The 21,870-nt window shown below is 44.3% G+C and carries 22 protein-coding genes; 5 read left to right on the top strand and 17 right to left on the bottom strand.

Going from position 1 to position 21,870, the window contains the following annotated elements; genetic code table 11:
• Nucleotides 1–2 precede the first annotated feature (2 nt).
• A complete protein-coding gene (locus tag ITG12_RS16590) occupies nucleotides 3–95 on the bottom strand; it encodes a YnhF family membrane protein (RefSeq protein ID WP_248873257.1) in 93 nt (30 codons plus the stop codon).
• 127 nt (nucleotides 96–222) lie between these two features.
• Here ITG12_RS16590 and ITG12_RS16585 point away from each other — a divergent pair, with 127 nt between their 5' ends.
• From ITG12_RS16585 to ITG12_RS16575, 3 genes are all read left to right on the top strand, one after another.
• Complete coding sequence (locus ITG12_RS16585; protein WP_038881634.1) at nucleotides 223–813, top strand: outer membrane beta-barrel protein; 591 nt, start codon at nucleotides 223–225, stop codon at nucleotides 811–813.
• A 465-nt stretch (nucleotides 814–1,278) separates the two neighbouring features.
• Nucleotides 1,279–2,739 carry a sodium-dependent transporter gene (locus ITG12_RS16580; protein WP_038869467.1) on the top strand — a complete coding sequence of 487 codons (1,461 nt, stop codon included), beginning with the start codon at nucleotides 1,279–1,281 and terminating at the stop codon, nucleotides 2,737–2,739.
• Nucleotides 2,739–2,834: a MetS family NSS transporter small subunit gene (locus tag ITG12_RS16575; RefSeq protein ID WP_095760653.1), complete on the top strand. Its 96-nt coding sequence runs from the start codon at nucleotides 2,739–2,741 to the stop codon at nucleotides 2,832–2,834. Before ITG12_RS16580 ends, ITG12_RS16575 begins: the two co-directional genes overlap by 1 nt.
• A gap of 58 nt (nucleotides 2,835–2,892) precedes the next feature.
• On the opposite strand, the gene ITG12_RS16570 is transcribed toward ITG12_RS16575, so the two are convergent.
• The 15 genes from ITG12_RS16570 to yceD all read right to left on the bottom strand — a co-directional run bounded on the left by ITG12_RS16570 (nucleotide 2,893) and on the right by yceD (nucleotide 16,058).
• A complete protein-coding gene (locus ITG12_RS16570) occupies nucleotides 2,893–3,294 on the bottom strand; it encodes a hypothetical protein (protein ID WP_038869518.1) in 402 nt (133 codons plus the stop codon).
• Between the two features lie 243 nt (nucleotides 3,295–3,537).
• The gene (ptsG, locus tag ITG12_RS16565; protein ID WP_038869464.1) at nucleotides 3,538–4,968 is read right to left on the bottom strand and encodes a PTS glucose transporter subunit IIBC; all 1,431 of its coding nucleotides are present in this window, start codon (nucleotides 4,966–4,968) and stop codon (nucleotides 3,538–3,540) included.
• A 445-nt stretch (nucleotides 4,969–5,413) separates the two neighbouring features.
• Entirely contained in the window at nucleotides 5,414–6,181 is a 768-nt protein-coding gene (locus tag ITG12_RS16560) for a YchF/TatD family DNA exonuclease (protein ID WP_038869462.1), read from the bottom strand.
• On the bottom strand, nucleotides 6,172–7,134 hold the full coding sequence (locus ITG12_RS16555; RefSeq protein WP_038869460.1) for a DNA polymerase III subunit delta': 963 nt from the start codon (nucleotides 7,132–7,134) through the stop codon (nucleotides 6,172–6,174). Before ITG12_RS16555 ends, ITG12_RS16560 begins: the two co-directional genes overlap by 10 nt.
• Before the next feature lie 24 nt (nucleotides 7,135–7,158).
• Nucleotides 7,159–7,791 carry a dTMP kinase gene (tmk, locus tag ITG12_RS16550; protein ID WP_248873256.1) on the bottom strand — a complete coding sequence of 211 codons (633 nt, stop codon included), beginning with the start codon at nucleotides 7,789–7,791 and terminating at the stop codon, nucleotides 7,159–7,161.
• Complete coding sequence (gene mltG / locus ITG12_RS16545) at nucleotides 7,788–8,804, bottom strand: endolytic transglycosylase MltG (protein WP_038881630.1); 1,017 nt, start codon at nucleotides 8,802–8,804, stop codon at nucleotides 7,788–7,790. The genes tmk and mltG overlap by 4 nt, the downstream gene beginning before the upstream one ends.
• Nucleotides 8,801–9,616 carry an aminodeoxychorismate lyase gene (gene pabC / locus ITG12_RS16540; protein ID WP_248873255.1) on the bottom strand — a complete coding sequence of 272 codons (816 nt, stop codon included), beginning with the start codon at nucleotides 9,614–9,616 and terminating at the stop codon, nucleotides 8,801–8,803. The genes mltG and pabC overlap by 4 nt, the downstream gene beginning before the upstream one ends.
• A gap of 106 nt (nucleotides 9,617–9,722) precedes the next feature.
• Nucleotides 9,723–10,970 (bottom strand): beta-ketoacyl-ACP synthase II, encoded by a 1,248-nt coding sequence (gene fabF, locus ITG12_RS16535; protein WP_038869452.1) that lies wholly within the window; start codon nucleotides 10,968–10,970, stop codon nucleotides 9,723–9,725.
• A 93-nt stretch (nucleotides 10,971–11,063) separates the two neighbouring features.
• A complete protein-coding gene (gene acpP / locus ITG12_RS16530; protein WP_004406112.1) occupies nucleotides 11,064–11,297 on the bottom strand; it encodes an acyl carrier protein in 234 nt (77 codons plus the stop codon).
• Nucleotides 11,298–11,542: 245 nt separating this feature from the next.
• Nucleotides 11,543–12,277: a 3-oxoacyl-ACP reductase FabG gene (gene fabG, locus ITG12_RS16525; protein ID WP_026000247.1), complete on the bottom strand. Its 735-nt coding sequence runs from the start codon at nucleotides 12,275–12,277 to the stop codon at nucleotides 11,543–11,545.
• Nucleotides 12,278–12,311: 34 nt separating this feature from the next.
• Nucleotides 12,312–13,235, bottom strand: a complete 924-nt coding sequence (fabD, locus tag ITG12_RS16520) for an ACP S-malonyltransferase (protein WP_038869450.1) — start codon at nucleotides 13,233–13,235, stop codon at nucleotides 12,312–12,314.
• A 76-nt stretch (nucleotides 13,236–13,311) separates the two neighbouring features.
• Nucleotides 13,312–14,262: a beta-ketoacyl-ACP synthase III gene (locus ITG12_RS16515; protein WP_038869448.1), complete on the bottom strand. Its 951-nt coding sequence runs from the start codon at nucleotides 14,260–14,262 to the stop codon at nucleotides 13,312–13,314.
• Nucleotides 14,263–14,267: 5 nt separating this feature from the next.
• A complete protein-coding gene (gene plsX, locus ITG12_RS16510; protein ID WP_038869447.1) occupies nucleotides 14,268–15,293 on the bottom strand; it encodes a phosphate acyltransferase PlsX in 1,026 nt (341 codons plus the stop codon).
• A gap of 10 nt (nucleotides 15,294–15,303) precedes the next feature.
• Complete coding sequence (gene rpmF / locus ITG12_RS16505) at nucleotides 15,304–15,474, bottom strand: 50S ribosomal protein L32 (RefSeq protein ID WP_005396978.1); 171 nt, start codon at nucleotides 15,472–15,474, stop codon at nucleotides 15,304–15,306.
• Between the two features lie 59 nt (nucleotides 15,475–15,533).
• Nucleotides 15,534–16,058 (bottom strand): 23S rRNA accumulation protein YceD, encoded by a 525-nt coding sequence (gene yceD, locus ITG12_RS16500; RefSeq protein ID WP_038869444.1) that lies wholly within the window; start codon nucleotides 16,056–16,058, stop codon nucleotides 15,534–15,536.
• Nucleotides 16,059–16,207: 149 nt separating this feature from the next.
• Between yceD and ITG12_RS16495 the strand changes: the two genes are divergently transcribed.
• Nucleotides 16,208–16,789, top strand: a complete 582-nt coding sequence (locus tag ITG12_RS16495) for a nucleoside triphosphate pyrophosphatase (RefSeq protein ID WP_042602463.1) — start codon at nucleotides 16,208–16,210, stop codon at nucleotides 16,787–16,789.
• Between the two features lie 223 nt (nucleotides 16,790–17,012).
• Here the strand turns inward: ITG12_RS16495 and rluC are convergent, their stop codons facing one another.
• Nucleotides 17,013–17,957 carry a 23S rRNA pseudouridine(955/2504/2580) synthase RluC gene (rluC, locus tag ITG12_RS16490; RefSeq protein WP_248873254.1) on the bottom strand — a complete coding sequence of 315 codons (945 nt, stop codon included), beginning with the start codon at nucleotides 17,955–17,957 and terminating at the stop codon, nucleotides 17,013–17,015.
• A gap of 636 nt (nucleotides 17,958–18,593) precedes the next feature.
• Between rluC and rne the strand changes: the two genes are divergently transcribed.
• Nucleotides 18,594–21,635 carry a ribonuclease E gene (rne, locus tag ITG12_RS16485; RefSeq protein WP_248873253.1) on the top strand — a complete coding sequence of 1,014 codons (3,042 nt, stop codon included), beginning with the start codon at nucleotides 18,594–18,596 and terminating at the stop codon, nucleotides 21,633–21,635.
• The last annotated feature ends 235 nt before the right edge of the window (nucleotides 21,636–21,870 follow it).

Raw genomic sequence — 21,870 nt, 5'->3', positions numbered from 1 at the left:
AGTTAAGCCGTAGTAATCGCAATAATGCCAAAAGACAGTAAAACTGCGAACACCGTGACGACAATGAATAGGGCGGATTTTAGATCGTGTTCCATAGACACCTCCTTTAGTTGTAACAAATTAATAACACCAGTGTGAATTATGTTCAAGAATTGCCTAATTTAGTCGCACGATTTTGACTAAGGCATCACAATTAGCTTAGTCATAATAAGGAGATAGCAAATGAACTATAAAATTGGCTGGCTAGTTGGGAGTATCTTATTGAGCAGTTCTATGGCTGCTCAAGCAAACGTTATCGTTACTCCCTACGTCGGCTTTACAGGGGGCGGAAAAGTAGAGGATGAAAACAGCCGTACCTACGATTTAGACCCTTCCATCAATTATGCGATATCCGTAGAAACACCTTTCGAGATGGGTCGTATTGGTTTTTTCTATTCAAACCAATCCTCAGAGCTACAAGACATCAATAACTCCGCAGATATTCACTATCTCCAATTTCAAAGCAGTATTTACTACCCTCTTTCTCAAGGATGGCAAACCTATGTTGGCTTGGGATTAGGAGCCTCTTATGCCGATGTTGATTGGGTTAATGACAAATACGGGTTTTCTGGCAGTGCTTTCGCCGGTCTTGAATACGAATTCTCGAAAACCTTTGCGATGACAGCTCAGATCCGTTGGTTGGGCACTGTTGTCGATAACGACACATCAGGAGCCTGCGTCCTACCGACTGACGGTTCATCTTGTATTATCAAGTTTGAAACCGATTGGATGAACCAATTCCAGTCAAATATTGGTTTTACCTTCCGCTTCTAACACGTCGTTTTAACGTAATATCTTCTATAGGGTGTCATCAATACAGACAGACGCCCTATAAAACAAAAACAGTTTATTAGACCAAGATCACATTGATAATTTAGATATTTATTTCAAAAACAACCACTAATTACCGATCGGATGCCCTACAAAAACACCATTTAACAATATTTAAACCACATAAAACCCTGCCATTAACATTTAGAATCTATTGCGCTAAATAATGTAAAAAGTTAGTCTAACCACAGAGAGCAGAAGAATATTTCAGCTTTTACAGACACACATCAAAATACTAAGCATTTAATTCTATTTCTTTGCATGCATTACAAAGTAAAACACCAGAATTTTGTAACAATTCGGAATTAAGAACAAAAACTGATGGATAACAGTTGCCCTTTCTTCTGCTGGTTTTTTCATAATGCCTGAAAGAGCTTCATTCCTTAGGGAGTTGTACAGGAGTCAAATATGAAGCGAGAACAATGGGGATCCCGTGCGGGATTCATTTTAGCCGCAGTCGGTTCAGCCATCGGTTTGGGTAACATCTGGCGTTTCCCTTATATGGCTTATGAGAATGGTGGCGGTGCCTTTTTTATTCCTTACCTTTTTGCCATGATCACAGCAGGTATTCCATTCATGATCCTAGAGTTCAGTATGGGTCAAAAGTACCGTGGTTCTGCGCCAAAAACACTCGCGAAGATCCACTCTAAGTTTGAGTGGTTAGGTTGGTTTCAGGTGGGTGTTGCTGCAGTTATCGCAGTCTATTACGTTGCCGTTATTGGTTGGGCAATTTCTTATTTTGGTATGTCGTTTACTCAAAGTTGGGGCTCAGATACGAATGCATTCTTCTTTAGTGAATACCTAAAGCTTGGTGATAATTCACCAACGGATTTAGGCAGTATTCAATGGAAGATCGCAGTATCTATGTTGATTGCTTGGGCGATTACCTACACAGCCATTGTGAGCGGTGTTAAATCGGGCATTGAACGCGCTTCTAAGATCATGATGCCTATTTTGTTTGTTATGGTGATCTTCTTGATTGGCCGCATGATTTTCCTACCTGGTGCGCTAGATGGTGTGAACTACATGTTCGAGCCTGATTTCAGCAAAATTTGGGATGTGAAGGTATGGGCTGCGGCTTATGGTCAAATCTTCTTCACGTTGAGCATTGGCTTTGCGATCATGCTGGCGTACTCAAGCTACCTACCAGAGAAATCGGACATCACCAATAACGCCTTTATGACGGTATTGATCAACTGTGGCTTCTCAATTCTATCGGGTATCATGATTTTCTCGGTGTTGGGTTATATGGCGCAAGAGCAAGGCAAACCACTCACTGAAGTTGTATCTGCAGGTGTTGGATTGGCATTTGTGACATTACCTGCGGCAATTAACTTATTACCAGCACCATACATTCTTGGCCCGCTGTTCTTCTTTGCTTTGGTTGTTGCTGGTTTAAGCTCGCACATTTCGATCATGGAGGCAGTCACTTCAGCGGTTATCGACAAGCTAAAATGGAGTCGTAAAAAAGCCGCTAACGTCGTAATTGGTGCGGGATTTGTTGTCTCGATGGCATTCGCGACCAACGGCGGACTGCTTCTACTTGACCTTGTCGACCACTTCGCAAACAACGTTGGTATTATGGTTGGCGGCCTTGTAGAAATCGTTCTGATGGCTTGGTTATTGAAACAAGTGCCAGAAGTTCGCAATTACGTTAATGAACGCTCTGACTTCTCTATCGGTCAATGGTTTGAAATCTGTCTACGTTTCGTGACGCCTATCATGCTAGCGATTATCTTGGCAACAAAACTGTACGCGCTTCTAACAGAAGGCTACGGTGGCTACGACCTAACCCTAGGTTGGGCAATGATTGCTGCGCTGTTCGTGTTTGGTGTATTAATTAACGTAATGAGCAAGGAGAAAGCGTAATGACGACAAGTGCAATCATCATGATGATTATCGGTCTGGGTATTACTTGGGGCGGAGCCGCAATTTGCATCAAACGTGCAATGAACAAGCAATAATCATAATTAGAAGTTAAAAAATAAAGTGCCGGCGACAAAGCCGGCATTTTTGTGTCTGTTAGAAATTATACTTGATACCAAGTGCCCCACCGATTTGTAGGTCAGGTCCTTTATAAAGCTCAAGTTCTGGGTGAATTTGAGCGTAGAGGTCCCAACCTTTAGATAAGTCCCAGTTCAAACCCAATGGAACACGGACACCAAATTCGTCATCCCACTCATACCAACCACCAATACCGACGTACCAGGTCAGTGGCATGCTTTGATCGAACGTCCCGCGCTTCGCAATGTAGTCAAACGCCATCCCATCATTACCAATGATGCCGCGATACTTATCTTCAATTTCAATCACGACACTCAACTGCTGATCAACAGCCATACCCACAGAAAAATTCTTTGGTCCATCTGCAGCCATTACGGCGCTTGGCAATGCAGCTGCTGCCAACAAAATTAGTTTTTTCATCAACATCTCCCCCTCTAAAAAACAGCGTGCATAATTCAAACATAACACCATTTTATTTTGTCAGTAACGAGTAAGGATGACGTACGAATAAAGCTACAAAGGTAAGGCTGAGAAGAAGATCACGCACTGTAACTAAGGAAGTGACTAAGAGAGAAAGCAGTAACAATAGAAAAGAAAAAGGTAGACCAAAATTTACAGATCAAAAAAGGAGGCCGAAGCCTCCTTTTTTATGAATGACTGAGATTAGCCGTGGTTACGAATCCACTCATCCATTTCTGTTTTCAGGTTGTCAGACTTAGTACCGAAGATAGCCTGTACACCACCTGCAACAACTACAACACCAGCAGCGCCAAGTTGTTTTAGCTTGTCTTGGTCAACGGCTGCTGTATCAGCAACTGCTACACGTAGACGAGTGATACATGCGTCTAGACCTGTGATGTTAGCTTTACCGCCGAATGCAGCAACAAGCTCACCAGCCATGTCTGAACCAGTCGCAACCGCAGCAGTTTCTGTTTCATCTTCACGACCAGGAGTTTTTAGGTCAAGAGCAGTGATTACTGTGCGGAATACTACGTAGTAAATGACCGCGTAAACTAGACCAACAGCAACCATCAGACCCATCTTCTGAGCGTGGCCAGATAGAACTAGGAAGTCGATCAGACCGTGTGAGAATGATGTACCGTGTACGAAACCTAGAGTATTAGCAACAACGTATGCAGAACCAGCTAGTAGAGCGTGGATACCGTATAGTAGTGGAGCAACGAATAGGAATGAGAATTCGATTGGCTCAGTAATACCTGTTAGGAATGAAGTCAACGCAGCAGATGCCATGATACCCATTACTTTCGCGCGGTTTTCTGGTTTAGCACAGTGAGCAATTGCGATTGCTGCAGCTGGTAGACCAAACATCTTGAACATGTAACCACCCGCTAGCTGACCGAAGCCATTACCAGCAGCACGAGATGCTTCATCAGCAACTAGGTAACAAGTTAGTACGCCGTTTTGAGTTTCGCCCGCAGCGTTCACACAAGTACCAGCTTCGAAGAAGAATGGTACGTTCCATACGTGGTGTAGACCGAATGGGATTAGAGAACGTTCAACAACACCGTAAATACCGAATGCTAGTTGTGGGTTCTGATGTGCAGCCCAGTCAGAGAATGCAGAGATTGCACCGCCGATTGGTGGCCATACGAAAGAAAGTACTACCGCAAGGAAAATCGCAGCAAAACCAGTGATGATTGGCACTGCACGCTTACCAGCGAAGAAACCAAGGTACTCTGGAAGTTGAATTTTAAAGAAACGGTTGAATGCCCAAGCAGCAACACCACCGACAAGGATACCACCTAGTACGCCTGTATCGATTTTTTCAACGCCCATGATGCCAGCCATAACGCCAAGCGTTGCTGTCATAATGCCGTAACCAACAATAGCAGCAAGACCTGCTACACCGTCGTTGTTTGTGAAGCCAAGTGCTACACCAACAGCAAATAGAAGTGCCATTTGGCCGAATACTGAACCACCAGCTTGTTCCATAAGATTCGAAACGATCTCTGGAATGAAGCTAAGGTGGGCAGCACCAACACCTAGTAGAATACCTGCGACTGGCAAAACTGATACTGGTAGCATCAGAGCTTTACCAACTTTTTGCAGGTTTGCAAAAAGGTTCTTAAACATGTTTATGCTCCTGATAAATTATAAGTATTATTTGGGCACTAACGGCACACCCCCGTAGCCTCAATGTTAGCACCCAATGAAAATGTAACCACACGTTGCATTATATTTTCCGGCTCTAAATATATATTGATGGCCCTCAAACTTTCCACACAGTTACGAAATTTAGTTTCAAAACAAGTCTCAGATCACACCGAAAAAGCGCTAATGAAAAGGTTTGCATTAAACTTATATTACTGTTTTATAAAGACTTTATTATCAACAGAATTAATTTTAAGGCGTAAATAAAATAAAGACTGATGTTATTTTTAGTAACAAAATTACATTTGAGGGATTTGAATGCGGTTAAATCAACAAATTTAGTAAACATTAAACTAAATGATCTTTTTGGCGTATTTCTAAACAAAAAAGGGGCTATTGCCCCTTTTTTACTACGCTTATTGATTTTTCATCGCAAAAAAAGATTTCGGAAGTTTTCGGTGGTTTTTTGCCCTACCTCTGCTAGCGAGCATCCTTTTAGCTGTGCGATATAGGCTGCAACTTCGACTACGTAAGCGGGTTGGTTCTCTTTTCCACGATGTGGCACGGGAGCTAAATACGGTGAGTCCGTCTCAATAAGTAGCTTTTCTAGCGGTAATGCTTTCACTACTTCCTTCAATTCTGTCGCTTGACGGAAAGTCACAATACCCGAAATTGAGATGTAGAACCCCAAATCCAACGCAGCTTCTGCAAATGGCAGATCTTCCGTAAAACAATGAATCACACCACCACATTTATCCGCTCCACCTTTACGTAGAATTTCTAATGTATCTTCACGAGCGTTACGAGTATGAATGATGAGTGGTTTATTTAGTTCTACCGCTAATTCAACTTGCTGCTCAAAACGCTCTTTTTGCAGTCCCGCTGTCTCTGGTTTGTAATGATAATCTAACCCCGTTTCACCAATCGCCACGACTTTCTCGTGAGAAGCATGACGATGCAGCGTCTCTAGTGAAAATGCACTTTCCACATCAAGTGGGTGCACACCACAAGACGCGTATACATTATCGTAAGGCGTGATCAGCTCTAACATCTTAGGGAAAGAGTCCAACGTCACACCGACCGATAGAAGTTCGGTTACGTTAGCTTGTTTTGCTTTGTTAATAACGTCTTCAACATTGATATGAAGATCGTCGTAATTCAACTTGTCTAAATGACAATGCGAATCTACGAACATAATGCCTCTCGTGATTCAATTAACCAGTTCATTGATAGTAGTTCAAGGTTCAAACCCGGAAAATTCTGGACCTGTGCTTTAAGCTCAAGGAGCTTTTTCGTTGATAGGTACAACCCATCATAATTATTTGTTGGGAACTTCGTCGCGCCAGGCAGTTGATCCACCTCGACAACGCCAAACTGAGCCTTCTGCGCATCTGTTAATAAATACCATGCCCAGCCCAACGCTTTATCAGGGTTCTTCGCAATCATAGTCGCGCACTGAAAAACATCCGATATCGGCGAAGATAGCGTGTCGATAAAACAGCGTTCAAACGTTTGATATTCATCTAACTCGCCACTTTTCACAGCTTCTAGGGTTTTTATTGGAGACCCCATATTCAACTTCAGCGCATAAGCAGGCACATTTGACTCGCCTTGCTCTTTAATCCAGTTCATTGCCTGTTCAGTCGAAGGGGATGCCACCACCCACTGCTGACAACGACTTTGAATCGTTGGCAGTAATCGCTCTTGATTGTGCGTGACAAGTAAGAACAAGCATTTGTGTCCTGGTTCTTCGAGTGTTTTTAACAAAGCATTAGATGCAGACTCATTCATTGCATCCGCAGGCTCGATAATAAACACACGATAGCCATTCAATTGAGAAGACTCATGAGCAAGACGATTACAGGCGCGAATCTGATCAACCGTAATCGCTTTGCCTTCTTTCTCTGGCCTTATCCAGTGTAAATCGGGATGGCTTTGAGACTTCACCAACTGACAGCTATGGCAAAAACCACAAGCTTCGCTGGCGTAGTTTTGGCACAACAAAGCATGACTGAAAACTTCCACGAGCTTATCCACGGCCAAACCTTTCTCACTTTGCAGCATCAAAGCGCCGGGAACCCGTTCGGAATCTAGGCTCGTTTTTAGGTTATCCCAAACTGGCTGTAACCATGGAAAATCATTCAACATGAATCACCTCAATCCAGATATCACTTATTGTTGCTCTAACCACTCATTAAGAGCGGCTTTGATGTCTCGTGACACTTCTTCAATCGTCTGTTGTGCGTTGATAATAACAATAGAATCGTCTGCATTCGCCAGCTCTAAATAACGCTCACGAGTACGCTCAAAGAAGCTGATGTCCATCTTTTCAATACGATCAAGTTCGCCACGACCACGAGCACGCTCAAGACCGACACGCGGATCGATATCCATGTACAGTGTGAATGCAGGCTTGAACTCACCTAACGTGGTATCACGTAGGTTCTCCATAAGAGATGCATCGATTTGACGACCACCACCTTGGTAAGCCTGAGAGGACAAATCATGACGATCGCCCACCACCCACTGTTCGTTTGCTAGAGCTGGCTTGATGACGTTTTCGACTAGCTGAACACGCGCTGCGTAAAGCAAAAGCAGTTCGGTCATGTCTTTTAGGTCTTCACCCTCATGCTCTTCTTTTACAAGCGCACGCATTTTTTCTGCTAGCGGTGTGCCACCAGGTTCACGAGTATTAACAATGTTTTCGATACCCGCCATCTTTAGCGTATCTAAAACTGTTTTAATGGCAGTGCTTTTACCCGCGCCTTCTAGGCCCTCAACGACAATAAAGTTTGCTTTCATCATTTGTTCTTTCTTAGTTCTCTTAAATAGGCACGTACAGCACGATTGTGCTCAGCAAGGGATTTCGAAAATACATGTCCGCCCTTTCCACTTGCTACGAAATATAGATAGTTGCTGTTTTCTGGGTTTAAAGCCGCTTCAATCGATGCTTCACCAGCCATGGCAATTGGTGTTGGCGGCAAGCCATTAATCGTGTAAGTGTTGTATGGCGTTGGTGTTCGTAAGTCTTTCTTCCGGATGTTGCCATCATACGCATCGCCCATACCATAGATAACCGTCGGGTCTGTTTGTAGGCGCATACGTTTATTCAAACGGTTTACAAACACAGAAGCTACACGTTCACGCTCAGAATCAATCGCCGTCTCTTTCTCGATGATAGACGCTAAAATCAATGCTTCATATTTATCTTTGATTGGCAGTTTTTCTTGGCGTTGTCCCCAGTGAGCATCCAAAATGGCATTCAACTTATCATGAGCACGCTTCAGAATTTGACTTTCACTTGCGCCCGCAGTGTAGTGATACGTCTCTGCTAAAAACAAACCTTCTAGCTTATCTCGTTTAATACCCAATTTTTCCGCCATCTGTTTTTCAGATAAATCTGTCATATCATGCTTAACATATGGCGCAGCACTCAGTTGTTCGACCCACTCAGAAAAACGGCTCCCCTCAACAAACGTAATCGCAAATTGATGCTCTTTGCCAGTATTAAGTTGTTCGAGAGTTTCGTACAACGACACACTAGGCTCAAGTTGGTAAGTGCCTGCTCGCACCTGAAGAAGCTCTGGGTAAAGGTGGGGCATTAAACGAATGTAATCAGCAGCTTCTATGATGTCGTCTTTTACAAGATCACGCATCACTCGGTGAAAGCTGGTGCCATTTTCTACGGTAAACAGCTGAGGCTGCTCTATAAGAATTGGCGAGTTAACATATTGCTTAGTCTGTGAAACAACGTAAAAAACACCAGCTGCACCAATAACGGCAATCAGTACAACAAAAGCAAACAGTTTTTTAATCACGTATTTAGATTCCCTTGAAGTCGTTGTGTCAATTTTCCAATTGGAAATAGAGTCTTATTGTTTTGCGACGTAATACTCCTAACAGGAGCAACACCTAATAGAGAGTTACACATCCAGATCTCATCGGCCTCAAGCAGCGCGGCAAGCGAATAAGTACTCACTGCCACTTTAATACCAATAACATCTAAATATTCCAGAACTTTACGGCGCTGGACGCCAGCGACACCAGATAAGCTCAAATCCGGTGTAAAAACACTATTATCTTTAACCCAAAAAAGGTTTGCCATTGTAGTTTCAATGACATGATTTTGCACATTTAACGTCACAGCATCGGTAAATTCAGAGCCCTCTATTTCTGCTTTGGCGAGAACTTGTTCTATTCGGTTATTATGCTTATGTCCGGCCAGAAGCGGCTGAATACCAAGGCGGGTTTCACAGACCCCTAAGTGAACACCATTTTCTTGCCAAAAAGGATAATGAGAAGGAAACGTAAAGTTAGAGACACTGACCGTAGGTCCCTCAATGCCACTTGGACTGTACCCTCGCCCACCTTCACCACGGCTGATGTGAATTTTGATACCTGCCAATTCATCTTTCAAAACAGCTTGGGTAGCCCATTCATGGACAGTGCACCAATTTGGAGAAGGTATTTGTAATGTTTTTAGGCACGCCTCCAACCGCTCGATATGTTCTGGCCAATAAACCAGTTCACCTTTTTTAGTCAAAATAGTGGTGAAGCAACCATCGCCATACTGAAAAGAACGATCGCTAACTGAAACGTGCGTTTGTGGAAGTCCATTTACCCAGAACATTCAAATACCCTTGCTTTGTGAGCGCCAAATAAAACAAAACGGCTCAATGCTAAGCATCGAGCCGTTAGAATACAAGTTTCGTGTCTCTAAACAGTGTTAGAGATTTTTACTCAGCAAATTTTTTGAATACAAGCGAACCGTTTGTTCCGCCGAAGCCGAACGAATTACAGATAGCGTATTCCATATCAACTTTACGCGCTGTGTGCGGCACAAGGTCGATATCTAAGCCTTCTTCTGGATCATCAAGGTTGATCGTTGGTGGAACAATTTGGTCAACCAGCGATAGAACCGTAATAATAGCTTCAACCGAACCTGCAGCACCTAGTAGGTGACCAGTCATCGATTTAGTCGAAGAGACAAGTACTTGCTTAGAGCCTTCTTCACCAAGAGCACGTTTCACACCCTTGATTTCAGCAACGTCACCCGCAGGCGTTGATGTACCGTGAGCATTCACGTAACCAACTTGAGTACCTGTGATGTTTGCGTCACGCATTGCTGCTTCCATCGCTAGAGCGCCACCTGAACCATCTTCACTTGGAGAAGTCATGTGGTAAGCGTCACCAGACATGCCAAAGCCAACAAGCTCTGCGTAAATCTTAGCGCCGCGTGCTTTCGCGTGTTCATACTCTTCAAGAACCATAATACCGGCACCGTCACCAAGAACGAAACCATCACGGCCTTTATCCCAAGGACGAGACGCTTTTTGTGGTTCGTCATTGCGAGTAGAAAGCGCTTTTGCTGCACCAAAACCAGCCATACCTAGTGGAGTAGATGCTTTTTCAGCACCACCAGCAACCATAGCTTCAGCGTCACCGTATGCGATCATACGTGCCGCGTGGCCAATGTTGTGAAGACCAGTAGTACATGCTGTAGAGATCGCGATGTTTGGACCACGAAGACCACGCATGATAGATAGGTTACCTGCAACCATGTTTACGATGGTCGAAGGAACAAAAAATGGGCTAACTTTGCGAGGGCCTTTATCAACAAGTGCTGTATGACCTGTTTCGATAAGGTCTAGGCCGCCAATACCTGAGCCGATTGCAACACCAACTCGAGCCGCGTTTTCTTCGGTAATTTGTAAGCCAGAGTCATCTAGCGCTTGGATACCAGCAGCAATGCCGTATTGGATGAATAGATCCATTTTACGCGCATCTTTTTTAGACATGTACTCTGTGCAATCGAAATCTTTTACAAGACCTGCAAAACGAGTTGAGAAGTTTGTTGCATCGAAATGTTCGATGTTAACAATACCACTTTGACCTTCTAGCAGGGCTTTCCAAGATGATTCGACTGTGTTGCCTACCGGTGACAACATACCCATGCCAGTGACAACTACACGACGCTTGGACACGATATAATTCTCCGGGAATTGAATGTTTCTATGAGAGGATAGAAGAAGTTAGAAAGAACACAGGCGGTCTAGGAGACCGCCTGGGAGAGATAATTACTGAGCGCTGTTTACGTAGTCGATTGCAGCTTGAACAGTAGTGATTTTCTCAGCTTCTTCGTCAGGAATCTCAGTGTCGAATTCCTCTTCTAGAGCCATAACTAGCTCTACAGTGTCTAGAGAATCAGCACCTAGATCATCAACAAATGAAGCTTCGTTTTTAACTTCTGCTTCGTCTACACCTAGCTGTTCAACAATGATTTTCTTTACGCGTTCTTCGATGTTGCTCATTTTTCTTTTCCTTTACAGATTTCGCCTAATGCGATGATTCCGTAGTTTATTCGAACTATTGAAAGTTGCAAGGGGGTCCTTGCTGGTCAAACCACAAAATTAGCGAATTTAACCGAATTTCAATACATTTTTGACTTAAATCATGCACAAATCTTGCGCATGAGCATGACAACTTAATGACAGTTAACAGCAACTATAGGCTATTTTTCACAAAGTAAAACAGCTTATTTTGCGCGAACTGTGCATTAAACCATGTACATGCCACCATTTACATGCAAAGTTTCACCAGTAATGTAAGCCGCTTCAGGTGAAGCCAGGAACACAACTGCTGATGCAATTTCACGTGGGTCACCTAGACGACCTGCAGGCACGTTTGACAACGTTGCTGCACGTTGGTCATCATTTAGCGCCTTAGTCATGTCAGTTTCAATAAAACCAGGTGCTACTGTATTGACTGTCACGCCACGAGAAGCAACTTCACGAGCCATCGACTTAGTAAAGCCAATCACGCCCGCTTTTGCTGCAGCATAGTTAGTTTGACCAGCGTTACCCATAGTACCAACAACTGAACCTACATTGATGATACGACCCGCACGTTTTTTCATCATGCCGCGTAAAACCGCTTTAGACATGCGATAGATAGGCGTTAGGTTCGTATTGATGATGTCATTCCACTCATCATCTTTCATGCGCATAAGTAGGTTATCACGCGTGATACCAGCGTTGTTAACTAGGATATCGATCGCACCAAACTCATCGTTGATGTTTTTTAGTGTCGCTTCGATTGACTCAACGTCAGTTACGTTAAGTGCAAGGCCTTTGCCATTTTCACCTAGGTATTCGCTGATCGCTGCTGCGCCGCCTTCAGACGTTGCAGTACCGATAACTGTCGCACCGCGTTCAACAAGAAGTTCAGCAATTGCACGACCAATGCCACGGCTCGCGCCTGTCACTAGGGCAATTTTACCTTCTAGATTCATCATGTTGTGTTTCCCTTTTCTTATCGTGAGTAAATTACTTAGCGGCTTCTAGCGACGCGACGTCGTTAACAGCTGCTGCGCTTAGTGTTTTCACGATACGTTTTGTTAGACCTGTAAGTACTTTACCAGGACCAAGCTCAAGAAGATTTTCTACGCCTTGCTCACTCATTAGCTGCACGCTCTCAGTCCAGCGAACTGGGCTGTGTAACTGGCGAACAAGTGCATCTTTGATTTTTGCAGGATCTGTTTCTGCTGCCACATCAACGTTGTTGATTACTGGAAGCTGTGGCGCATTGAATTCAATAGACTCTAGCGCAACAGCTAGTTTCTCTGCTGCTGGTTTCATTAGTGCACAGTGTGAAGGCACAGAAACTGGAAGAGGAAGAGCACGTTTAGCACCTGCTTCTTTACATAGTGCGCCGGCGCGCTCTACTGCGTCTTTGCTACCTGCAATAACAACTTGACCAGGCGAGTTGAAGTTTACTGGAGAAACGACGTCACCTTGTGCTGCTTCTTCACAAGCTTTTGCAATGGCTTCGTCATCTAAACCGATAATCGCGTACATTGCACCAGTACCCGCAGGTACCGCTTCTTGCATCAGTTGACCACGTAGCTCAACCAGTTTGATTGCTTCTTTAAAGTCAATCACACCAGCACACACAAGCGCTGAATACTCACCTAGGCTGTGACCCGCTAGGTTTGCTGGTTGCTCTAGACCAAGATCTTGCCATACACGCCAGATAGCCACAGATGATGCTAGTAATGCAGGCTGAGTACGGAAAGTTTGGTTTAGATCTTCTGCAGGTCCATTTTGAACAAGCGCCCATAGGTCGTAACCTAGTGCGTCAGATGCTTCTGCAAATGTTTGTTTCACTACGTCATATTGTTCGCCTAGGTCAGCAAGCATACCTACAGCTTGTGAACCTTGACCTGGAAATACGATAGCAAACTTGCTCATGTTGTTTTCCTTTAAGCAAAGTAAAAAGAAATAAGATGCACCGCAGCGCATCTTAAATTTTGAATTCTTGTGAAAGTTAGAACTTCACCAGAGCTGAGCCCCAAGTGAATCCGCCGCCAAACGCTTCAAGAAGCAGAGTTTGACCACGTTTAATACGACCATCACGTACCGCTTCATCCAGTGCTGTTGGCACGGTTGCTGCTGATGTGTTGCCGTGTTTATCAAGTGTAATCACGACTTGGTCTAGTGACATCGAAAGCTTCTTCGCTGTCGCTGAAATGATGCGGTAGTTCGCTTGATGCGGAACCAGCCAGTCTAGTTCAGACTTATGCATGTCGTTCGCTTCAAGCGTGTCTTTTACTAGCCTTGAAAGCTGAGTAACGGCTACTTTGAACACTTCGTTTCCAGCCATATGCAGCCACTTGTTCGCATCTTTACCACGTTCAGGAACAGGCAGGCTCAATAGATCGCCAAACTGGCCGTCTGAATATACGTGCGTAGAGATAATACCAGGCTCTTCGCTTGCACCAAGGACAACGGCACCCGCAGCATCACCAAATAAGATGATAGTTGAGCGATCCGTTGGATCACATGTTTTCGACAATGCGTCTGCACCAATCACAAGCACATTTTTGCACATGCCAGATTTGATGTGTTGATCAGCAACAGACAATGCGTATACAAAGCCTGAACAAGCAGCGGCTAAGTCGAATGCAGGACAACCTTTAATGCCAAGCTTTCCTTGCACCTGACACGCAGATGAAGGGAAAGTATGGCTACTGCTAGTAGTAGCAACGATAATCAGGTCGATATCGTTTTTGTCGATGCCGGCCATATCGATAGCGTTTTCAGCTGCGTAGAATGCCATATCTGCAACTGTTTCATCTTCAGCTGCAATTCGACGCTCTTTAATACCAGTACGAGCTACGATCCACTCGTCACTTGTATCTACCATTTTCTCTAGGTCTGCGTTAGTACGCACCTGAGATGGCAGGTAGCTGCCAGTACCTAAAATTTTGCTATACATGAAGACTAATAATGCCTCTCGAGTAAAACCGCTTCCAAACGATCGCTAATACGGCTTGGTACTTGTCGTTTGACCTCGTGTACTGCCTCGCCAAGTGCATTGACAATCGCAGATACATCCGCACTTCCATGGCTTTTTATGACGATGCCGCGCAATCCTAGCAAACTTGCGCCGTTATACTGGTCGGGGTTCAGTGTTTTTAGTTCATTAAATAGCCGAGAAAACAGTTTTCTAGCAATCCATCCCTTTATCGTTGATGCCATCATGCTGGTTTTTAGTTTTTCGATAAAGAGTTGCGCTGTTCCCTCGCTGGCTTTTAAGCATACGTTACCGACAAAGCCATCACAAACAATGACATCGGCCACGTCATGCAAAATTTGATTACCTTCAATATAACCCACAAAATTAATTGCGTCGGTTTGAGAAAGCATTTCTGCACAGCGTTTGACTAAATCGTTTCCTTTAATTTCTTCAGCACCAATATTCAGTACCGCCACTCGAGGTGGGTGGCCAAGATGCTCTTCGGCTAATGCACTGCCCATTACAGCAAACTGAAATAAACTGTCAGCATCGCACGACACATTTGCACCAAGATCTAACATCCAAGTACGTTTGCCACTGATGGTTGGTAATGCGGAAACTAAAGCAGGACGCTCAATACCAGGAAGCAGTTTAAGAATAAATCGTGAGAGCGCCATAAGGGCACCGGTGTTCCCACCACTCACACATGCATCTGCTCCGTTTTCAGAAACGAGATCGATAGCCATACGCATAGAGCTGTTTTGGCTGTTACGTAATGCTAATGAAGGCTTTTCTGAATTTGAAATCACTTTCTCGCTATGAAGAATGCTCAAACGAGAACTGGTCGAGGTGCCTAGTTGGGATAATTGAGACGTGATCAGAGGTTGATCACCTATAAGAATCACTTTTAGCTCTGGGAAATGAGACAGTGCCTGCACGGCGGCAGGCACTGTTACGCGTGGACCGAAATCCCCGCCCATTGCATCAAGTGCAACGGTAATACTTTGCAAAGGTTCAACCTTACTTGTTGATAACCTTTTGACCACGGTAGTAACCTTCAGCAGTTACGTTGTGGCGTAGGTGAGTTTCACCAGAAGTCGCGTCTACAGATAGTGCAGCTGTAGTTAGCGCATCGTGTGAACGACGCATACCGCGCTTAGAACGAGTTTTACGGTTTTTCTGTACGGCCATTGACCCTACTCCTATACTATTGGGTTAAAAACCTAAAGAAGAAGCGGCTACCACACCAGTTACTTTTTCAGATTTTTCAAAACGTCGAATGGATTCGGTTTTTCTTCCTCAATTTCTTCAGGAATCTCACCAAAAACCATGTTATTTGAATCAACGCTACAATCCGCTTCGTCGTGCATTGCGATTTGAGGCAATGTTAAGATGAACTCGTCTTCAACTAGTTGTATAAGGTCTAATTCACCGTACTCATTTAGATCTACCAAATCATAAATTTCTGGTGCTTCCTCTTCCGTCTTCTCACCGTAGTAAGGAGTGTAAAGGAATTCAACTTCACACTGATGTGTGAATACCTCATTACAACGCTGACACTCTAAATCGACTTCGATGTTAGCTTTACCAGAGATAACAACAAGTCGCTGTTCATCAAGATCAAATGACAATGAGACTTCTGCGTCGCGTTTTACGCCTTCAGTTGTTTCCGCTAAGCGCTTGAAAAGACTAGCTTGGATGATGCCATCGTAATCTAATCGTTTCTGTGCGGACTTCGCCGGATCAACCGTTCGCGGTATTTTTACCTTTTGCATAGGGCGCGAATATTATCTTCCAAATCAAAATTAGTCAAAGAAAAAGGCAAAAAAGTTGTACTTTTTTACGCTTAACATACAGAGCATTAGCCAGAATCGATTTTGATCGATTATCCTATTGGAAATGCTTGTGCGAATTGTAATTCAAAATGAAAAATTACCAACTGGTTTTAGCCTCAACCTCCCCTTTTCGTAAACAACTGCTGGAAAAACTAGCAGTGCCTTTTACTTGCTTGTCACCGAACAGCGACGAGACACCTTTGTCGAACGAGACACCTTTAGAATTGGTGCAAAGGCTCGCAATTAGTAAAGCCACCTCTTGTGACACAACCGATAACAGCTTAGTGATAGGCAGTGACCAAGTCTGTGTTATTGACGGTAATATAGTTGGCAAGCCGTTGAACCGAGAAAACGCCATTAAGCAATTATTAGCTCAAAGCGGTAAAACTATCACTTTCTATACTGGCCTTGCCGTACACAACACTAATACGAACCATACTGAGGTCGGCTTCGATACGTTTGAAGTGCATTTTAGAGCGTTAACCCAAGAACAAATCGAACGTTACGTCGATAGAGAAGAACCATTTTACTGCGCAGGCAGTTTTAAGAGTGAAGGCATGGGGATTTGTCTGTTTAAGAAGTTAGTCGGCAAAGATCCGAATACGTTAGTCGGGCTGCCGCTTATTGATTTGATCGACATGCTGCAAAAACAAGGGCTAGATATTTTGTAGGGAATCAGGAATCAGCTCTATTTTGTCTTTCTACATACCAATTCTGTCAACTCCAGTTAGAACTTAGCTTCTTTCACATGCCCTCCAACGGAGCGCTTCCGAATATTAGAGCGCTGCATTCCGAACGCCCTTGTAATCCAACTCAACGATCAAAAAAGCCGATGTATTAACATCGGCTTTTACATAGCTTTTTGCAGTCCAGAAGGAGTAGATACTCTTACCTCTACTTTTTACGCAAACCCGCTAAGACTTTCTCTAATTTCGCTTCCATCGGCGCGTTGATTTCCACCCACTCATCATTCGATGGGTGCTGGAACTTGATGTTAGCTGCGTGTAGGAACAAACGGTTCAAACCAACCTGACCAGTGTACGCATCAAAACGACGATCCCCATAGCGGTCATCCCATGCAATTGGGTGGCCCGTGTATTGAGTATGCACACGAATCTGGTGAGTACGCCCCGTAATTGGGCTGGCTTGAATCAACGTTGCTTGCTCGAACTTCTCCAACACTTTAAAACGCGTCTCAGACGGCTTACCGTTTGGATTCACTCGAACAATACTGTTCACTTCGTTTTTAAGAAGTGGCGCATTAACAACTTTGCAGCTGTTTTTCCACTCGCCCATCACAAGCGCGAAGTAAAACTTCTTCACTGTTTTCTCACGGAACTGTGCTTGCAGGTGACGCAGTGCTGAACGCTTCTTCGCAACAAGTAAGATTCCGGATGTATCACGGTCAATGCGATGAACAAGTTCAAGGAAGCGAGCTTGTGGACGCAGTGCTCTGAGTGCCTCAATCGCACCAAACTTCAAACCACTTCCCCCGTGTACTGCCGTACCGGATGGCTTGTTGAGAATCAAAAGATGATCGTCTTCAAAAATGATCTTATCTTCTAACTCTGCCACTTTATTTAGCTTCGTACTTGGTGCAACGTCGTCTTCTTTCTTTTCTACCGTAACTGGAGGAATACGAACAAGATCGCCTGCTTTTAGTTTATACTCTGCTTTAATGCGCTTTTTATTTACGCGTACTTCGCCCTTGCGCACAATTCGATAAATCATGCTCTTTGGGATGTCTTTTAATTGGTTACGCAAGAAATTATCAATGCGTTGACCCGCCATATCTTCGTCGATATCGACGAACTGGACTTGTGTTCTTATTTCGCTCATGGCCGCTATTGTAAACCCAAATCTGTGTGACTTCACATTATTCTTGCTGCAAAAGAAACACTTGTAGTCATAAATAGCCCCAAAACACGCCAAGCTTTTGTTTAGATTATTAAAAGTCTTTATCAACTTCTCTATTTGTTTCTCGTCTTTCTCAGTTTGCGAGACTCAAGTGCTTATGAAACAGCCAGTTATAAATTACAAAAATTGAATTTAGCGCCAATTTTTCCATCGTTTGCGCTAAAGCAGATTGCTGATATCAACCTGCGCTGCTATAGTTCACAGCTGCTAAGGAAGGTTTGGTTACATTTTGTTCATTACCAATCATTTACCCCAAGCAATGTGAGTAGGTTGTTGAATGTCAGGTGCAGCATTGGCGTAAGACACATTGAGTTCAACACACTTGTCACTCTACTCCTCGCATATTCACGTTGAGTATCAACCGCCCGAATAGCGGGTCACAAGTTTCCGTTTCCAACGAAACCCAAAAGAATTTGTGATGACTGAAGTGCCCGAGAGCATCCCCTTCCAGCCGGGAGGCTGCAAAATATAAGCCATGGGATCAGGCACCGTGAAAGAGCGAAAAACCAGTGACAAGTTGCAAAGAAATATAAAAGAAAAGACAACGAGAAATTTTCAATGAAAAGAATGTTAATTAACGCAACTCAAAAAGAAGAGTTGCGTGTCGCTCTGGTTGATGGCCAGCGACTTTTCGATCTTGATATCGAGAGTCCAGGTCATGAATCTAAAAAAGCGAATATCTACAAAGGACGTATCACACGTATCGAACCAAGCTTAGAAGCCGCATTTGTTGATTACGGTGCTGAGCGTCACGGTTTCCTCCCTCTCAAAGAAATTGCCCGCGAATATTTCCCTGAAGGTTACACTTACCAAGGTCGCCCAAGCATTAAAGAAGTGCTGACTGAAGGTCAAGAAGTAATCGTGCAAGTGGAAAAAGAAGAACGTGGTAGTAAGGGGGCAGCCCTAACTACGTTCATTTCTCTTGCGGGTAGCTACCTTGTTCTCATGCCTAATAACCCTCGTGCTGGCGGTATTTCTCGCCGTATCGAAGGTGACGAGCGCACTCAACTGAAAGCCGCTTTAAGCACGTTAGAACTACCACAAGGTATGGGTCTAATCGTACGTACTGCAGGCGTAGGTAAGAGTGCAGAAGAACTTGAGTGGGACTTGAACGTACTACTTAACCACTGGGGTGCGATTAAGGGCGCAGCAGATTCTAACCCTGCTCCATTCCTAATCCACCAAGAAAGTAACGTAATCGTTCGTGCAATCCGTGACTACCTACGTCGTGATATCGGTGAGATTCTAATCGACAGCAATACCATCTACGAACGTGCTAAAGAGCACATTCAGCTGGTACGCCCAGATTTCATCAGTCGCGTTAAAAAATACGAAGGCGAAGTACCGCTATTTAGCCACTACCAAATCGAAAGCCAAATTGAATCGGCTTTCCAACGTGAAGTGCGTCTACCATCCGGTGGTTCTATCGTAATCGACCCAACAGAAGCGCTAACTTCTATCGACATCAACTCTGCTCGCGCAACAAAGGGTGGTGATATCGAAGAAACAGCATTGAATACTAACTTAGAAGCAGCAGACGAAATTGCTCGTCAATTGCGTCTACGTGACCTTGGTGGTTTGGTTGTTATCGACTTTATCGATATGACACCAGTTCGCCACCAACGTGAAGTTGAAAACCGTCTACGTGAAGCTGTTCGCCTAGACCGTGCTCGCGTTCAGATTGGTCGTATTTCTCGCTTTGGCCTTCTAGAAATGTCTCGTCAACGTTTGAGCCCTTCTCTTGCAGAAGCGAGCCACCATATCTGTCCTCGCTGTAGCGGTACAGGTGTCGTTCGTGATAATGAATCCCTAGCTCTATCCGTCCTTCGTTTAATCGAAGAAGAAGCACTGAAAGACAACACCGCGCAAGTTCTTGCCGTTGTACCTGTTCCGATTGCCTCTTACCTTTTGAACGAAAAGCGTCGCTCAGTAAACCACATCGAGCGTATCCAAGAAGTTAAGATCACCGTTGTTCCTAACTCTGATATGGAAACGCCACACTTCGAAGTGATTCGTGTACGCGAAGGTGAAGAGTTTGACCTGCTTTCTTACCTACTTCCTAAGAAATTGGAAGCAATGAAAGAAGCAGAAGGCAAAGAACCTGTTGAAGTTGAAATCAAACCAAAACGTATTGAAGAACCAGTACTAAAAGGCTTCGCTTCACCAACTCAAACTGCACCAGCTCCGGCTTCTAAACCAGCACCAGCTGCTAAGAAGAAAGAAGTGGTACAGGAAGAGAAACCTGGGTTGTTCAGCCGTCTATTCAAAGCACTAGGTAGCTTCCTATTTGGTGGTTCTGAAGAAGTTAAAGAAGAGCCGAAACAAGAAGAGAAGAAACCAAACCGCGACAATAAACGCAACAAACGTGATCGCAACGACCGCCGTCGCAACAATCAGCGTGGCGAAAACCGTGAGAATCGTGGTGACAGAGATAACCGTGATGGCAACCGCGACAACAAACGTCGTCGTAAACCACGTGAAGAGCAGTCAACAGAGCAGAACGAAACACAGCAGCAGTCTAATAAACCGCAAAACCGTAACCAAAAGCGCAAGCCAAAACCTCAACAAGCTGAAAAAGCTCAAGAGCAAAAGGCAAACGCTAAAGTTGCGGAAAAAGGTCTACAACTAGCTGCCGAAGCTCGTACTGGTTCAGAGGCGAAGCCTGAAGAAAACAAAGCGAAGCCAAACGCGAAAGCAGAAAAAGTGAAAGAGCGTCGTCAACGTCGCAAACTGAACAAATCTGTTCGTGTGAAGGACCAACAAGCCGCCGAGCAAGCAGTTGAAACTGTAAAAGCCGTTGAACCTGTTGAAGCGCCAGTTGAAAAGCCAGTAGAGGCAGCAGCAGAAGCACAACAAGACAACAAGGCAGAGTCGAAGCAACGTCGTAACCGTCGTTCTCCACGTCACCTACGTGCAAGTGGTCAACGTCGTCGTCGTGGTCGTGATCGCCGCCCTAACCCATTCCGCCTACGTAAAGGTGGTGTAGCCTCTCCAGAGATGGCAATGGGTAAAGTAATGCCACGTTACATTCCAAAACCAGCGCCTAAGAAGGAAGAGCGAGTTCAGGAAGAAACCGTTATTGCAACATCAGCGGTACCAGCAATGCAAGGTGGCTTTGCTTGTCCAGAAATGGCGATGGGTAAAGTTATCATTCGTCGTGAACAACCTATTGTTACTGAAACACCAGCTGTTGAACCGAAAGTTCAAGAGACTGTTGAAGCAAAAACTGAAACACCAGTTGTAGAAACGGTTGTTGTTGAAGCACCAGTCGTGGCTGAACAAGCTCCAGTTGTTGATGCAACAGAAACCGTTGTAGAAGCAGCACCTGTGGTAGAAGCGATTGAAGAAGCAGCAGAAGAAGTTGCCGTTGCAATCGAAACACCAGCAGTAACAGCAGAGCCAAAAGCAGAAGTCATCAAAGTTGTAACTAAACCACAAGCTAGCGCACCAATGACGAAAGCACCGGGCCCTCAAGAAATTCGCGAAATTTCTGTTACCGCAGCACCACTTAAAGCTGAACGTTACACGTCGAAAGGCGCTGGTAGCCAAGTAGCAACAAACAGTGCAACAGCGGCAATGACAAAACCGAACTTTAACTAAGTTTAAAACTGTCATAGCTTAAAGCTAAATAAAAGGCTGCCATTTGGCAGCCTTTTTTGTTACTTATCGTGTTAACTGAAATTGTTCATATTAATATCAACGACTGATCACATTTGTCGGTCATTATCCCTATCATTCTTGAACTTAATCACACTTTTCGGTAGCATTCGCCGACTCAAGTTTTCGACACCATTCTGATGCTGCTCTTTTTTACTACGGTTTGTGCTGATCGAAG

This window comes from Vibrio sp. ED002 (assembly GCF_023277445.1).
In the GTDB taxonomy this organism is placed as follows: domain Bacteria; phylum Pseudomonadota; class Gammaproteobacteria; order Enterobacterales; family Vibrionaceae; genus Vibrio; species Vibrio jasicida.
This window is presented reverse-complemented; position numbering and strand designations above follow the sequence as displayed.